This window comes from Leclercia sp. M-A074-M, assembly GCF_965195605.1.
Taxonomy (GTDB): domain Bacteria; phylum Pseudomonadota; class Gammaproteobacteria; order Enterobacterales; family Enterobacteriaceae; genus Enterobacter.
Genome location: NZ_CBDAHM010000011.1, coordinates 1 through 12681 on the forward strand (window position 1 = coordinate 1; position 12681 = coordinate 12681).

Below are 12681 nucleotides of genomic sequence, written 5' to 3' on the forward strand. Positions count from 1 at the left end.
GGCGGGGCTGGTGGCGGTGGCGTTACTGCTGACGTGGCGGCTAAAAAAATGGCCTCCGGAGGAGGCCATTTCATCGTGATGACTTACTGAATCACCAGGGTATTGATGATGTTCTCTGCGGCAGTTTGCGCTTTCTGCTGGTCGTCAGCAGGCAGCGTGATCTGCAGGGTCAGCAGCTTGTTGTCCACTTTGCCCAGCACCACGGAGGAGTAAGCGGTCTGGCCTTTGGCAGAGATGATGCTGTCCAGCTGTTGCAGGGTGTGGCCTTTCAGATCGATGGCTTTGTTGGTGACCACCTGCAGCTGCGGGTCGCGGCTGCGCTGCTGATCTTCCAGACGTTTCGCCAGCACGCCCAGGTCTTCACTGGTGTCGTCGCCGACGATCACAATCACTGCTTTCTGCCCGGTGGCATCGGAATAGACGTGCATATTGTTCGCCTGCGTACCCAGCTTGCCGCTCTGATCGGTCATATCCGCGGGCAGTGAGAAACTGAGTTTGCCATCCATCAGGCTGACCGGCTGACCCGTGGCGTTGCTTTCCGCAGACGCAGCCTGAGCAGGTGCTTTCGTGTCGCTGTTATCACAAGCGGCAAGCCCCATCACCAGCAGGCCAATCCCGACATATTTAACCAGATTGCGCATTACATTCTTCCTTTCGATAAACGGCCATAACGGCGCATCAATCCATCTTATCACAACTGTTCAGGGGAACCTTTAACCTGCCCGTAATGCTGAAATTTCAGATTTATCCTCGAATCTTTTCAGCAACATATTCAGCAGTACGCCGTACATCGGCAGGAAGAAGACCAGGCTGATAAGCACCTTGAAGGCGTAATCCACGAGGGCAATTTCCATCCAGTGTTCGGCCATAAACGCATCCGGGCTGCGCCAGAAGGCGATAAAGAAAAAGGCCAGCGTATCGCTGACGTTGCCAAACAGCGTGGAGGCGGTCGGCGCCATCCACCAGAGATGGTTCTGGCGCAGGCGGTTAAAGACATGCACGTCGAGGATCTGCCCCAGCGCATAGGCCATAAAGCTGGCGGCGGCGATACGGGCGACAAAAAGGTTAAAGTGCGTCAGCGCCTCAAAGCCCTGCCAGCTTCCCATATAGAACAGCGAGGAGATCCCGTATGACACAAATAGCGCCGGAAGCATGACGGCAAAAATAATGCGTCGGGCGAGCGGTGCGCCAAAGATACGGACGGTAAGATCGGTCGCAAGGAAGATAAACGGGAAACTGAACGCGCCCCAGGTGGTATGAAAACCAAAAATGGAGATCGGCAGCTGTACCAGGTAGTTACTGGAGGTAATCACCAGCAGATGGAAAAGCGAAAGCCAGAACAACGCTTTTACGCGCTGCGATTGAGAGAACTGCGTCATATTGTGACCTTTTTAAGAGTTGGGGTGAGGGAACCCAATAAACCGGCCGCATCATACTGCTTTCATTGTGCTTTGCAACGGCTAATTTTTACGCAATCGTTAACCTGGTTTGCTTTGCCCGGCCTGGGGCGTAAACTACTGCCGTTTTTTATCTGAACGAGACGACGATGACCGATCTGTTTTCCAGCCCAGACCATACTCTTGACGCCCAGGGCCTGCGCTGCCCGGAACCGGTGATGATGGTGCGCAAAACCGTGCGCACGATGCAAACCGGCGAGACGCTATTAATTATTGCCGACGATCCGGCCACCACCCGCGATATTCCCGGCTTTTGTACCTTTATGGAACATGAGCTGCTGGCACAGGAAACCGCCTCGCTGCCCTATCGCTATCTGATCCGCAAAGGCTAATGCCATTTTGCCCGGCGGCGCTGCGCTTGCACGGGCCTACGCGTAGGCCGGGTAAGGCGTAGCCGCCCTCCGGCACGCCCTCCTGCACGGGCCTGAAAGGCCATTCGTTTGAACTCCATCACCAATTTGAACCATTGTTTCAAATTTTAGCGCTTTTTTGTGAGGCGCTTCACCCTCGTTTTCCAGGCCTTAGGCTAGTTTTGAAGCTGAAAACTAAAACGCCGTTCCAACGCTTACCTCATACCCTGGAGTTGACTCAATGAAAACGACCATCAAGCCGTTGCTGGCCGCTCTGTGTCTGTCTGCTTTTGCTGCCTCTGTCTCTGCTCAAACCATTAAAGCTGCTGATGTGCATCCTGAAGGCTACCCGAACGTGGTGGCGGTGGAGCATATGGGTGAAAAACTTAAACAACAAACCGACGGCAAGCTGGAGATCAAAGTCTTCCCTGGCGGCGTACTGGGTGATGAAAAGCAGATGATTGAGCAGGCGCAGATGGGCGCCATCGATATGATCCGCGTCTCCATGGCGCCGGTTGCGGCCATCCTGCCGGATATCGAAGTCTTTACCCTGCCGTATGTATTCCGCGATGAAGACCATATGCACAAAGTGATCGACGGCGACATCGGTAAGCAGATCGGCGAAAAACTGACGGCGAACCCGAAATCGAAGCTGGTCTTCCTCGGCTGGATGGACTCCGGCACCCGTAACCTGATCACCAAAGATCCGATTGTTAAACCGGAAGATTTGAAAGGTAAGAAAATCCGCGTTCAGGGCAGCCCGGTGGCGCTGGCGACGTTGAAAGATATGGGCGCCAACTCGGTGGCGATGGGGGTAAGTGAAGTCTACAGCGGCATGCAGACCGGCGTTATCGACGGCGCTGAGAATAACCCACCGACCTATATCGCCCACAACTACATGCCGGTGGCCAAAAACTACACCCTGAGCGGCCACTTTATCACTCCGGAAATGCTGCTCTACTCCAAAGTGAAGTGGGACAAGCTGAGCGCCGACGAGCAGGAAAAAATTAAGACCCTGGCCCGTGAAGCGCAGATGGAGCAGCGTAAGCTGTGGCAGGCCTACAACGACGAAGCGCTGGCGAAGATGAAGGCGGGCGGCGTGCAGTTCCACGACATCGACAAGGCGGTGTTCGTTAAAGCGACCGAGCCGGTGCGCGCCCAGTATGGTGAAAAACATCAGGATCTGATGAAAGCCATCGCTGACGTTAAGTAAGCCGGAGTATTTATGTCCGAACTCTATCTGAAATGGATGGACCGTCTCTACCTGCTGGCGATGGCCATTGCCGGGCTGTCGCTGCTGGTGATGACCATCGTTATCCCGATTGGCATCTTTTCGCGCTACGTACTCAACCGCGGTGAGTCGTGGCCGGAGCCGATTGCCATTATCTGCATGGTGACGTTCACCTTTATCGGCGCGGCGGTGAGCTACCGCGCCGGCTCACATATTGCGGTGAACATGCTCACAGACAGATTGCCAGACTCACTGAAAACGGTCTGCGCACGGGTGGTGGATCTGCTGATGCTGGTCATCTCCGGCATCATGTTCTGGTACAGCTACCTGCTGTGCATTGAACTCTGGGACCAGCCGGTCGCGGAGTTTCCGATCCTGACCTCCGGCGAAAGTTATCTGCCGCTGCCGGTGGGGTCGGCGATTTTGATCCTGTTTGTGCTTGAGCGCCTGCTGTTTGGCTCTCAGGAAAGTCGCCCGGTCGTGCTGATCGGCAACCACAGTTAAGGGGTGAACAATGGATGCCTTTGTTTTGTTATTCACCCTCGCCATTCTGCTGGCGCTGGGGATGCCGGTGGCTTTTGCCGTCGGCTTAAGCGCCGTGGCTGGCGCGCTGTGGATTGATCTGCCGCTTGAAGCATTAATGATCCAAATCACCAGCGGGGTGAACAAATTTACCCTGCTGGCGATCCCGTTCTTTATCCTCGCGGGGGCGATCATGGCGGAAGGGGGCATTGCCCGGCGGCTGGTTAACTTCGCCTATATCTTTGTCGGCTTTATTCGCGGCGGGCTGTCGCTGGTGAATATCGTCGCTTCGACCTTTTTCGGCGCTATTTCCGGCTCCTCGGTGGCGGATACCGCCTCCATCGGGACCGTGATGATCCCGGAGATGGAGAAGAAGGGCTATCCGCGCGAATATGCGGCGGCGGTCACCGCCAGCGGCTCTGTGCAGGCGATTCTGATCCCGCCGAGCCACAACTCGGTGATCTACTCCCTGGCGGCAGGCGGCACGGTCTCTATCGCCACGCTGTTTATCGCGGGCGTACTGCCGGGTCTGCTGCTGGGCATGGGGCTGATGGCGCTCTGTTTATGCTTCGCGCGCAAGCGCGGCTACCCGAAAGGGGAGCGCATTCCGTTCAAGCAGGCGTTAAAAACCATGCTGGATGCGCTGTGGGGCCTGATGACGGTGGTGATTATTCTCGGCGGGATCCTGTCGGGTATCTTTACCGCAACGGAGTCTGCGGCGGTCGCCTGCCTGTGGGCCTTCTTCGTCACCATGTTTATCTATCGCGACTATAAGTGGAACGAGCTGCCGAAGCTGATGTGCCGCACGGTCAAAACGGTCACCATCGTGATGATCCTGATTGGCTTTGCCGCGGCCTTTGGCGCGGTGATGACCTACATGCAGCTGCCGATGCGCATCACCGCATTCTTTACGTCGCTGTCGGATAACAAGTACGTCATTCTGATGTACCTCAACATCATGCTGCTGCTGATTGGCACCCTGATGGACATGGCGCCGATCATCCTGATCCTGACGCCGGTCCTGCTGCCGGTGACCAACGCCCTGGGTATCGATCCGGTGCACTTCGGCATGATCATGATGGTTAACCTCGGGATCGGCCTGATTACCCCGCCGGTAGGCTCGGTGCTGTTTGTCGCCAGCGCGGTGAGCAAGCAGAAGATCGAAGCCGTAGTGAAGGAGATGCTGCCGTTCTATGCCATGCTGCTGATAGTGTTAGGGATGGTGACCTACATTCCGGCAATATCGCTGTGGTTGCCGCACACGTTGGGAATGCAGTAACGATGGGGCCGGGCGGCGCTGCGCTTGCCCGGCCTGGAAAATCGTAGGCCCGGTAAGGCGCAGCCGCCACCGGGCTTTTTCTTACCTCTGGCGCAATAACCGCAGCGCGTTGGCCGTCACCAGCACCGTCGCCCCGGTATCCGCCAGCACCGCCAGCCATAATCCCGTCATGCCCAGCAGGGTGGTCAGCAGGAAAATTCCCTTCAACCCCAGCGCGATAGTAATATTCTGCCGGATATTGGCGCGGGTGGCGCGCGCGAGGCTGATCATCTGCGCCAGCCCGCTCAGGCGGTTGTGGGTGAGGGCCGCGTCGGCGGTCTCCAGCGCCACATCGGTGCCACTGCCCATTGCAATGCCAAGGGTTGCCGCCTTCATTGCCGGGGCGTCGTTAATACCGTCTCCTACCATCGCCAGCGGCGCGGTGTCATTCAGCGCCGTCACCGCCTGCACTTTATCGGCGGGCAGCAGCCCCGCCCGGAAATCCAGCCCCAGTTCGCCGGCAATGGCCGCGGCGGCGCGCGGGTTATCCCCGGTGAGAATCACACCTTTGATCCCCAGCTGATGCAGGGCCTGCACGGCCTCTTTCGCATCATCCCGTAGGGTGTCGCGCAGCGTAATAAGTCCCTTGGCCACGCCCTCCTGAACCACCATCACCACCGTCTGTCCGGCCTGCTCCAGGGTAGTGGTTTGCACCGCCAGGTGCGGGGCAGGGAATTTATCCGCGGCGCAAATCAGCACTTTACTGCCCGCGACCTCGGCTTCAATCCCGGAGCCCATTAGCGCCCGCTGCGCGGTCGCCGCCGCAATCGTCAGGCCGCGGGCTTTTGCTTCACGCACAATCGCCTGCGCCAGCGGGTGGGTGGAACCCTGCTCTACCGCCGCCGCCAGCGCCAGCAGGGCGTTTTCGCCGCTGTCGAGCGGATAAATGCCCGTCACCTGAGGTTTGCCGACCGTCAGGGTACCGGTTTTATCGAAGGCCACCCGCTGCACCTGCGCCAGCTGCTCCAGCGCCGCGCCGCCCTTAATCAACGCGCCACGTCGCGCTGCGGCTGCCAGCCCGGAGGTGATCGCCGCTGGCGTCGAGATCACCAGCGCACATGGACAGCCAATCAGCAGCAGGGTCAGCCCCTTGTAGATCCAGCCCTCCCAGGGCGCGCTGAACAGCAGCGGTGGCACTACAGCAACCAGCAGGGCGATGAGCATAATCACCGGGGTATAGAGGCGGCTGAAGCGGTCGATAAAGCGCTCCACCGGGGCGCGGCGCGCTTCCGCCTCTTCAATCAGCTTCAGGATGCGGTCGATGGCGCTCTCGCCCGGCTCCGACAAGACCGTCAGCTCGACCAGACGATCGACGCTGGTGGCTCCCGCTAGCACCTTTTCGCCCGCGGTGCGATCGACCGGGATGGACTCGCCGGTGAGGGCGCTTTCATCAAAGCTGGCGGCGGCGGTAAGCAGCGTCCCGTCGGCGGGCAGGCGTCCACCAGCGGCGACTTCGATCACATCCCCCGGGCGCAGCCCGGCAATGGGCACCGTTTTGCGCTCGCCGTTGATTATCTGCGTGGCGGTTTCCGGTTTCAGCGCCATCAGCGCGCTCACCCCTTTGCGCGCCCGGCTCGCCGCCCAGCCCTCCAGCCGTTCGCCGGTTAAAAACAGCAGCAGCACCATCGCCGCTTCCGCCGTGGCACCGATAAACAGCGCCCCGATGGCGGCGACGCTCATCAGCGTCTCAATGGCGAACCAACTGCCGCTCTTCATCAGACGCAGCGCCTGACGGGCCACCGGCCAGAGCCCGACCAGCGTGGTGGCGATAAAGGCGATATTGCCGAGGGGAGGGTTAACCTGCGCCAGACCCCAGCTCAGGGCCATCAACACTATCAGCGTGAGGAGCGGGAGGTTATCGCGCAGCATGGAGGATTTTTCGACCGGCGCGTTTTCATTGCGCAGCGTGTAGCCTGCCTTCACTACCGCGGCCTCGACCTGGCCGCTGACGTTGCTTGCGGCATCAACCAGCAGCTTTTGCGTGGCAAACAGCACCTGGACATGGTTCACCCCCGCCACCTGGCGAACGGCGTTTTCCACTTTGCGCGCGCAGGCGGCGCAGTCCATGCCATTGACCACCCAGCTGTAACGCTCGCCCTCGGCAGGCAGCACGGTTTCGGCCTGCGGTGGAGTGTGATCCACGCTACAACAGGCCTCTTTAGCAGGAAGGGGGGCGAGTTTAAGCGCCGCGAACTGCGGCACTTTTTTCGGTGTTTCTGGAGTCGACATGGCACTCTCCGGCAATGATAATTTTCTCATTAACCGCAGCATACACTCTGGAGTCGACTCCAGAGTCAAGCGTTAAATATAGAGCGAACGCACGATCAGGAAGTGCCCGGCAAAATAGCAGGCGGCGGCAATGGCATTATCGGCGCGGAAACGGCGACGGTAATGACTGCCCAGCCAGACAATATTGCTCAGCAGCAGGAGCGTGGCCCCCACGAAAGCCGACAGCGCCGGGGCCGTCGGACGGAAGAACCACAGCTCACCTGCCAGCCACACCATCACCAGCGTCATGGCGATAAACGTACAGATTGGCCAGCGCATCTCCTCCAGACGCGTCCAGACCACCGCTATCAGCACCGCGCCAACGACCAGCAGCGCCAGCGGCAGCGGCCAGAAGAAGGAGAGCGTCATCTGGCTGGCGAAATAGATGGTGTAGAGCAGATGCGATAAGAAAAACGCCCCCACGGCATAGAGCAGGCGCTGGCGCGGCAGCAGGGTCAGGGCATCGCCCACCAGCGATGCGCAGAGCCCTGCGAGCACCAGGTAGCTGATGGCGTTGAACATCGGCGCCTGCCAGGCCAGCAGCAGTAGCAGCAGGAGGGTGACGGGTTTAAACAGCCAGCGCTGCCAGGCAGGGCCGCGGTAGGACGCATCGACATACAGCCATGCGGAGAAACAGACAGCGATAAATGACCAAAGCATATTAAGTCCCTGTATCTGTTATTGTTGAATAAACAGTTTCACTTCAGTGTAGTGGTGCAGACGGGCCAATAGCAATGCACAGCGTGGCACGCTATCCTGATTTCAGCCTGGTCTTAAGGATTGTCTAATGAGCAAGATGCCGCTCTTTTTTATTATCGTTCTGGCAATTATCGTCGTTGCCGCGTCATTTCGCTTTGTGCAGCAGCGTCGGGAAAAGGCCGATAACGACGCCGCGCCGCTGCTGCAAAAGCGGGTGGTGGTGAGCAATAAACGGGAAAAAGCGCTAAACGATCGTCGATCGCGTCAGCAGCAGGTTACGCCTGCCGGCACCAGCATGCGCTATGAAGCGAGCTTTAAGCCGGAAAGCGGCGGTCTGGAGATGACCTTTCGCCTCGACGAGAAGCAGTACCATCAGCTGACGGTGGGGGATAAAGGAACGTTGCGTTACAAGGGGTCACGGTTTGAGGGGTTTGATCCGGCGCCGTAGTCAGCCAGCCCGCACGAAACGTAGGCCCGGTAAGCGCAGCGCCACCGGGCAGAAGGCCGCAGGTTACTTCTTCGCCTGCGCTTTAAATTTCTTCATCCACACCAGCAGCTCAAACACGCCGAAGATAAAGACGCGGGCCTGCTGCCAGCCGGTCATCTGCGGACCGTCTTTCGGTAAGCCGTTTTTTAGCATCACCATCTGCAGGGCATGCATAAACGAGGTAAAAATCAGCGCCACGTTAACAAAAATGTTCATCGGGCGTGGGAACGGGTGGACGAGGTTGAGGAGCAAAAATGCCCAGACCCCCAGCATCAGCAAACGACCCAGATTAATCAGTACCGGCATCAGTCTCTCCTTGTGATTGACGGTGATAAAGACGATAGGCGACCTGGCCGGCCACTTTCTCCCGGTGCAGATCCCAGTGGGCGGGCACCGGCGGTAAACCGTTTTCTACCTCGCTCTCGACGTAGATTAGCGCATCATCCGCCAGCCAGCCGTTGTTTTCCAGCAGCGACAGCGTCTCTTCCAGCAGCCCTTTGCGAAACGGCGGATCGACAAATACTACATCGTGCGGGGTGCCCGCCTGGGCCAGAAACGCGAGGGTGTTGGTGTTAACGACGCGGGCGTGCGCCGCTTTCAGCGTCACCAGGTTTTGCTGCAACTGCTGGGCGACGCTGCGATCCATCTCCAGCAGCGTGGCGCTGGCGGCGTAGCGTGAAAGGGCTTCAAGGCCGAGCGCGCCGCTTCCGGCGAAGCAGTCCAGGCATCGGGCATCTACCATTGAAGGTGCCAGCCAGTTAAACAGCGTCTCACGGACGCGGTCGGTGGTCGGGCGCAGGCCGGGGCTGTCCGGGACGGGAAGTTTACGGCCACGCCACTGGCCACCGATAATACGAATTTGGCCCGCGGCAGCACGGTTGGGTTTCTTCATATTGTTGCTCAGGTCACTCGTACGGCCTGCGTTTGCAGGCGGTGATGTGCGTTAAGTTAAGTGATAAACTATTTCATCATTTTTTTAGCTTCCATGTATATAGCGCCAGTAATTAACCGCGAGGGGTGTAGTCGCAGATGGCAAAAGAGAAAAAACGTGGCTTCTTTTCCTGGCTGGGATTTGGTCAAAAAGAGCAGGAAACCGAGCAGCAGAACGAAGAACAACAGAGCGCAGAACAGCCCGCAGCGGTTGAACAGCCGCAGCCTGAAACCCCTGTTGAAACCGTCGCTGACGTAGAAGCAGAAGCGCGCACCCACAGCCCGCAAGAGACTGAAGCCTTTGCTGAAGAGGTGGTTGAGGTCACAGAGCAGGTTCAGGAGCGTGAAAAACCGCAGCCGGTTGAACCGGAGCCTGTCGCCGTTGAGCCAGAACCTGTCGCCGTTGAGCCAGAACCTGTCGCGGTCGAGGAGATTGTCGAGCCGGTCGCGGAGGCGGTCCCGCCGCAGGCTGTCGAGCATGAAGAATTACCGCTGCCGGAAGAGATCGCTGAAGAGAGTAAAGAGGCGATCCCGGAAGAGTATTTGCAAGAAACCGAAGAAGAGACGATCAGCGACGAAGAGCTCGAAGCGCAGGCGCTGGCGGCTGAGGCGGCAGAAGAGGCGGTGATGGTTGTCCCGGTCGCCGACGAGAACGAGCCGGTTGAAGAGATTGTTCAGGAGCAGGAAAAGCCGACCAAAGAAGGTTTCTTCGCGCGCCTGAAACGCAGCCTGATCAAAACCAAAGAGAACCTCGGTTCCGGATTTATCAGTCTGTTCCGCGGCAAGAAAATCGACGATGATCTCTTTGAAGAGCTGGAAGAACAGCTCCTGATTGCCGATGTTGGCGTGGAAACCACCCGCAAAATCATCAGCAGCCTGACGGAGAGCGCCAGCCGTAAACAGCTGCGCGATGCCGAAGCGCTCTACGGCCTGCTGAAAGAAGAGATGGGTGAAATCCTCGCAAAAGTTGACGAACCGCTTAATATTGAAGGCAAAATGCCTTTTGTTATTCTGATGGTGGGCGTAAACGGCGTGGGTAAAACCACCACTATCGGCAAGCTGGCGCGTCAGTTTGAACAGCAGGGTAAATCGGTGATGCTGGCCGCGGGGGATACCTTCCGTGCTGCCGCCGTTGAGCAGCTGCAGGTGTGGGGCCAGCGCAACAATATTCCGGTGATTGCCCAGCACACCGGCGCAGACTCCGCATCGGTGATTTTCGATGCAATTCAGGCGGCGAAAGCGCGCAATGTTGATGTCCTGATTGCCGATACCGCAGGGCGTCTGCAGAATAAATCGCATCTGATGGAAGAGCTGAAGAAGATCGTCCGCGTGATGAAAAAGCTGGACGAAGATGCACCGCATGAAATTATGCTGACTATTGATGCCAGCACCGGACAGAACGCCATCAGCCAGGCGAAGCTGTTCCATGAAGCGGTAGGACTGACCGGGATCACGCTGACCAAGCTGGATGGCACCGCGAAAGGCGGGGTGATCTTCTCGGTAGCGGATCAGTTTGGTATTCCTATCCGCTACATCGGTGTTGGCGAACGTATCGAAGATTTACGTCCGTTTAAATCGGGCGACTTTATTGAGGCACTTTTTGCCCGAGAGGATTAACAATGATTCGCTTTGAACATGTCAGCAAGGCCTATCTCGGTGGGAGACAAGCGCTGCAGGGAGTGACATTCCACCTGCAGCCGGGCGAGATGGCATTTCTGACCGGCCACTCCGGCGCGGGGAAAAGCACCCTGCTCAAGCTTATCTGTGGGATCGAACGGCCAAGCGCCGGGAAAATCTGGTTCAGTGGCCACGACATCAGCCGCCTGAAAAACCGCGAAGTGCCGTTTCTGCGTCGGCAGATCGGTATGATTTTCCAGGATCACCATCTGCTGATGGACCGCACGGTCTTCGACAACGTGGCGATCCCGCTGATTATCGCGGGCGCCAGCGGGGATGATATTCGTCGTCGCGTATCGGCGGCGCTGGATAAGGTCGGGCTGCTGGACAAAGCGAAGAACTTCCCTATCCAGCTTTCCGGCGGTGAACAGCAGCGCGTGGGCATTGCCCGCGCGGTGGTGAATAAACCGGCGGTGCTGCTGGCGGATGAACCGACCGGTAACCTGGACGACGCCCTTTCCGAAGGGATCCTGCGTCTGTTTGAGGAGTTTAACCGCGTGGGGGTGACAGTACTGATGGCGACGCACGACATGGGGCTGATTGCTCGTCGTTCGTACCGCATGCTGACGCTCAGCGACGGTCATTTGCACGGAGGCCTCGGTGAATAAGCGTGACGCAATGAACCAGATGCGGCAGTTTGGCAGCAAACTTGACCGTTTTCGTAAATCGGCAGGCGGCCCGGGAGAGGGCAACCGCAATGCGCCGAAGCGCAGCAAATCCGCGCCAAGACCCAACTCGCGCAAAACCAACGTGTTTAACGAGCAGGTGCGTTACGCCTTCCAGGGCGCGCTGCAGGATCTGAAAAGCAAACCGTTCGCCACCTTCCTGACGGTCATGGTGATCGCCATCTCCCTGACCCTGCCCAGCGTCTGCTACATGGTCTATAAAAACGTTAATCAGGCGGCGTCGCAGTACTATCCTTCTCCGCAGATCACCGTTTATCTCGATAAATCCCTCGACGATAACGCCGCTGCCCAGGTTGTGGGTCAGCTACAGGCCGAGCAGGGGGTTGAGAAGGTGAACTACCTGTCGCGGGAAGACGCGCTGGGCGAGTTCCGTAACTGGTCCGGGTTTGGCGGCGCGCTGGATATGCTGGAAGAGAACCCTCTGCCTGCGGTGGCGGTGGTGATCCCAAAACTCGATTTCCAGGGCACCGAGTCGCTAAACACCCTGCGCGATCGCGTCTCCCGTATTCACGGCATTGATGAGGTGCGGATGGACGACAGCTGGTTCGCCCGTCTGACGGCGCTGACGGGCCTTGTGGGGCGCGTTGCGGCGATGATCGGCGTGCTGATGGTAGCGGCGGTGTTCCTCGTTATCGGCAACAGCGTGCGCCTGAGCATCTTTGCCCGTCGTGACACCATTAACGTACAGAAGCTGATCGGCGCCACCGATGGCTTCATCCTGCGTCCGTTCCTGTATGGCGGCGCACTGCTCGGTTTTGCCGGTGCATTTCTTTCACTGATTTTGTCAGAAATTTTGGTGATGCGACTTTCCGCCGCGGTAACCGAAGTGGCGCAGGTTTTTGGAACTAAGTTTAATATCAGCGGTTTATCCTTTGACGAGTGCCTCTTATTGCTGCTGGTTTGCTCGATGATCGGCTGGATAGCGGCCTGGTTAGCAACCGTGCAACATTTACGTCACTTTACCCCTGACTAAAAAATCTCTGGTATAATCTTTCCCTGCATTGAGAATCACCGTGCAGGGAAAGAGCCTTTCGTTGACTCTGACCCGCATCATCA

At 58.0% G+C, this 12681-nt stretch carries 15 protein-coding genes; 9 read left to right on the forward strand and 6 right to left on the reverse strand.

Going from position 1 to position 12681, the window contains the following annotated elements:
- Positions 1-79, forward strand: a 79-nt coding sequence (locus tag ACOKCT_RS19490; protein ID WP_420193809.1) for a hypothetical protein, incomplete at its 5' end; no start/stop codon positions are given.
- Between the two features lie 4 nt (positions 80-83).
- Here ACOKCT_RS19490 and ACOKCT_RS19495 read toward each other — a convergent pair.
- Together ACOKCT_RS19495 and ACOKCT_RS19500 are read right to left on the reverse strand one after the other, a co-directional pair.
- Positions 84-641: a DcrB family lipoprotein gene (locus ACOKCT_RS19495; RefSeq protein ID WP_103177375.1), complete on the reverse strand. Its 558-nt coding sequence runs from the start codon at positions 639-641 to the stop codon at positions 84-86.
- Between the two features lie 72 nt (positions 642-713).
- On the reverse strand, positions 714-1379 hold the full coding sequence (locus tag ACOKCT_RS19500) for a 7-cyano-7-deazaguanine/7-aminomethyl-7-deazaguanine transporter (protein ID WP_103177374.1): 666 nt from the start codon (positions 1377-1379) through the stop codon (positions 714-716).
- Positions 1380-1546: 167 nt separating this feature from the next.
- Between ACOKCT_RS19500 and tusA the strand changes: the two genes are divergently transcribed.
- The 4 genes from tusA (at position 1547) to ACOKCT_RS19520 (ending at position 4839) form a co-directional block, all read left to right on the forward strand.
- Complete coding sequence (tusA, locus tag ACOKCT_RS19505; protein WP_103177373.1) at positions 1547-1789, forward strand: sulfurtransferase TusA; 243 nt, start codon at positions 1547-1549, stop codon at positions 1787-1789.
- 259 nt (positions 1790-2048) lie between these two features.
- Positions 2049-3020 carry a TRAP transporter substrate-binding protein gene (locus ACOKCT_RS19510; protein WP_103177372.1) on the forward strand — a complete coding sequence of 324 codons (972 nt, stop codon included), beginning with the start codon at positions 2049-2051 and terminating at the stop codon, positions 3018-3020.
- A gap of 12 nt (positions 3021-3032) precedes the next feature.
- Complete coding sequence (locus ACOKCT_RS19515; protein WP_103177371.1) at positions 3033-3542, forward strand: TRAP transporter small permease; 510 nt, start codon at positions 3033-3035, stop codon at positions 3540-3542.
- A gap of 10 nt (positions 3543-3552) precedes the next feature.
- Positions 3553-4839: a TRAP transporter large permease gene (locus tag ACOKCT_RS19520; RefSeq protein WP_103177370.1), complete on the forward strand. Its 1287-nt coding sequence runs from the start codon at positions 3553-3555 to the stop codon at positions 4837-4839.
- Between the two features lie 81 nt (positions 4840-4920).
- Here ACOKCT_RS19520 and zntA read toward each other — a convergent pair whose 3' ends face one another.
- Positions 4921-7107 carry a Zn(II)/Cd(II)/Pb(II) translocating P-type ATPase ZntA gene (gene zntA, locus ACOKCT_RS19525; protein ID WP_263950174.1) on the reverse strand — a complete coding sequence of 729 codons (2187 nt, stop codon included), beginning with the start codon at positions 7105-7107 and terminating at the stop codon, positions 4921-4923.
- Between the two features lie 72 nt (positions 7108-7179).
- Positions 7180-7806 (reverse strand): lysoplasmalogenase, encoded by a 627-nt coding sequence (locus ACOKCT_RS19530; RefSeq protein WP_103177368.1) that lies wholly within the window; start codon positions 7804-7806, stop codon positions 7180-7182.
- Positions 7807-7933: 127 nt separating this feature from the next.
- Here ACOKCT_RS19530 and ACOKCT_RS19535 point away from each other — a divergent pair, with 127 nt between their 5' ends.
- Positions 7934-8293 carry a DUF2500 domain-containing protein gene (locus tag ACOKCT_RS19535; RefSeq protein ID WP_103177367.1) on the forward strand — a complete coding sequence of 120 codons (360 nt, stop codon included), beginning with the start codon at positions 7934-7936 and terminating at the stop codon, positions 8291-8293.
- 63 nt (positions 8294-8356) lie between these two features.
- Here ACOKCT_RS19535 and ACOKCT_RS19540 read toward each other — a convergent pair whose 3' ends face one another.
- Together ACOKCT_RS19540 and rsmD are read right to left on the reverse strand one after the other, a co-directional pair.
- Positions 8357-8638: a DUF1145 family protein gene (locus ACOKCT_RS19540; RefSeq protein WP_103177366.1), complete on the reverse strand. Its 282-nt coding sequence runs from the start codon at positions 8636-8638 to the stop codon at positions 8357-8359.
- Positions 8622-9224, reverse strand: a complete 603-nt coding sequence (rsmD, locus tag ACOKCT_RS19545) for a 16S rRNA (guanine(966)-N(2))-methyltransferase (protein WP_103177365.1) — start codon at positions 9222-9224, stop codon at positions 8622-8624. Before rsmD ends, ACOKCT_RS19540 begins: the two co-directional genes overlap by 17 nt.
- A 137-nt stretch (positions 9225-9361) precedes the next feature.
- Between rsmD and ftsY the strand changes: the two genes are divergently transcribed.
- The 3 genes from ftsY to ftsX are packed head-to-tail and all read left to right on the forward strand — an operon-like array spanning position 9362 to position 12598.
- Complete coding sequence (gene ftsY / locus ACOKCT_RS19550) at positions 9362-10879, forward strand: signal recognition particle-docking protein FtsY (protein ID WP_420193797.1); 1518 nt, start codon at positions 9362-9364, stop codon at positions 10877-10879.
- Between the two features lie 2 nt (positions 10880-10881).
- Positions 10882-11547 (forward strand): cell division ATP-binding protein FtsE, encoded by a 666-nt coding sequence (ftsE, locus tag ACOKCT_RS19555; RefSeq protein WP_103177363.1) that lies wholly within the window; start codon positions 10882-10884, stop codon positions 11545-11547.
- Positions 11540-12598, forward strand: a complete 1059-nt coding sequence (ftsX, locus tag ACOKCT_RS19560) for a permease-like cell division protein FtsX (RefSeq protein ID WP_103177362.1) — start codon at positions 11540-11542, stop codon at positions 12596-12598. Before ftsE ends, ftsX begins: the two co-directional genes overlap by 8 nt.
- The last annotated feature ends 83 nt before the right edge of the window (positions 12599-12681 follow it).

What these genes read in the sequence shown, in the direction of transcription:
- ACOKCT_RS19495 (WP_103177375.1), bottom strand. Translation starts at nt 641, where the DNA reads ATGCGCAATCTGGTTAAATATGTCGGGATTGGCCTGCTGGTGATGGGG.
- ACOKCT_RS19500 (WP_103177374.1), bottom strand. Translation starts at nt 1,379, where the DNA reads ATGACGCAGTTCTCTCAATCGCAGCGCGTAAAAGCGTTGTTCTGGCTT.
- tusA (WP_103177373.1), top strand. Translation starts at nt 1,547, where the DNA reads ATGACCGATCTGTTTTCCAGCCCAGACCATACTCTTGACGCCCAGGGC.
- ACOKCT_RS19510 (WP_103177372.1), top strand. Translation starts at nt 2,049, where the DNA reads ATGAAAACGACCATCAAGCCGTTGCTGGCCGCTCTGTGTCTGTCTGCT.
- ACOKCT_RS19515 (WP_103177371.1), top strand. Translation starts at nt 3,033, where the DNA reads ATGTCCGAACTCTATCTGAAATGGATGGACCGTCTCTACCTGCTGGCG.
- ACOKCT_RS19520 (WP_103177370.1), top strand. Translation starts at nt 3,553, where the DNA reads ATGGATGCCTTTGTTTTGTTATTCACCCTCGCCATTCTGCTGGCGCTG.
- zntA (WP_263950174.1), bottom strand. Translation starts at nt 7,107, where the DNA reads ATGTCGACTCCAGAAACACCGAAAAAAGTGCCGCAGTTCGCGGCGCTT.
- ACOKCT_RS19530 (WP_103177368.1), bottom strand. Translation starts at nt 7,806, where the DNA reads ATGCTTTGGTCATTTATCGCTGTCTGTTTCTCCGCATGGCTGTATGTC.
- ACOKCT_RS19535 (WP_103177367.1), top strand. Translation starts at nt 7,934, where the DNA reads ATGAGCAAGATGCCGCTCTTTTTTATTATCGTTCTGGCAATTATCGTC.
- ACOKCT_RS19540 (WP_103177366.1), bottom strand. Translation starts at nt 8,638, where the DNA reads ATGCCGGTACTGATTAATCTGGGTCGTTTGCTGATGCTGGGGGTCTGG.
- rsmD (WP_103177365.1), bottom strand. Translation starts at nt 9,224, where the DNA reads ATGAAGAAACCCAACCGTGCTGCCGCGGGCCAAATTCGTATTATCGGT.
- ftsY (WP_420193797.1), top strand. Translation starts at nt 9,362, where the DNA reads ATGGCAAAAGAGAAAAAACGTGGCTTCTTTTCCTGGCTGGGATTTGGT.
- ftsE (WP_103177363.1), top strand. Translation starts at nt 10,882, where the DNA reads ATGATTCGCTTTGAACATGTCAGCAAGGCCTATCTCGGTGGGAGACAA.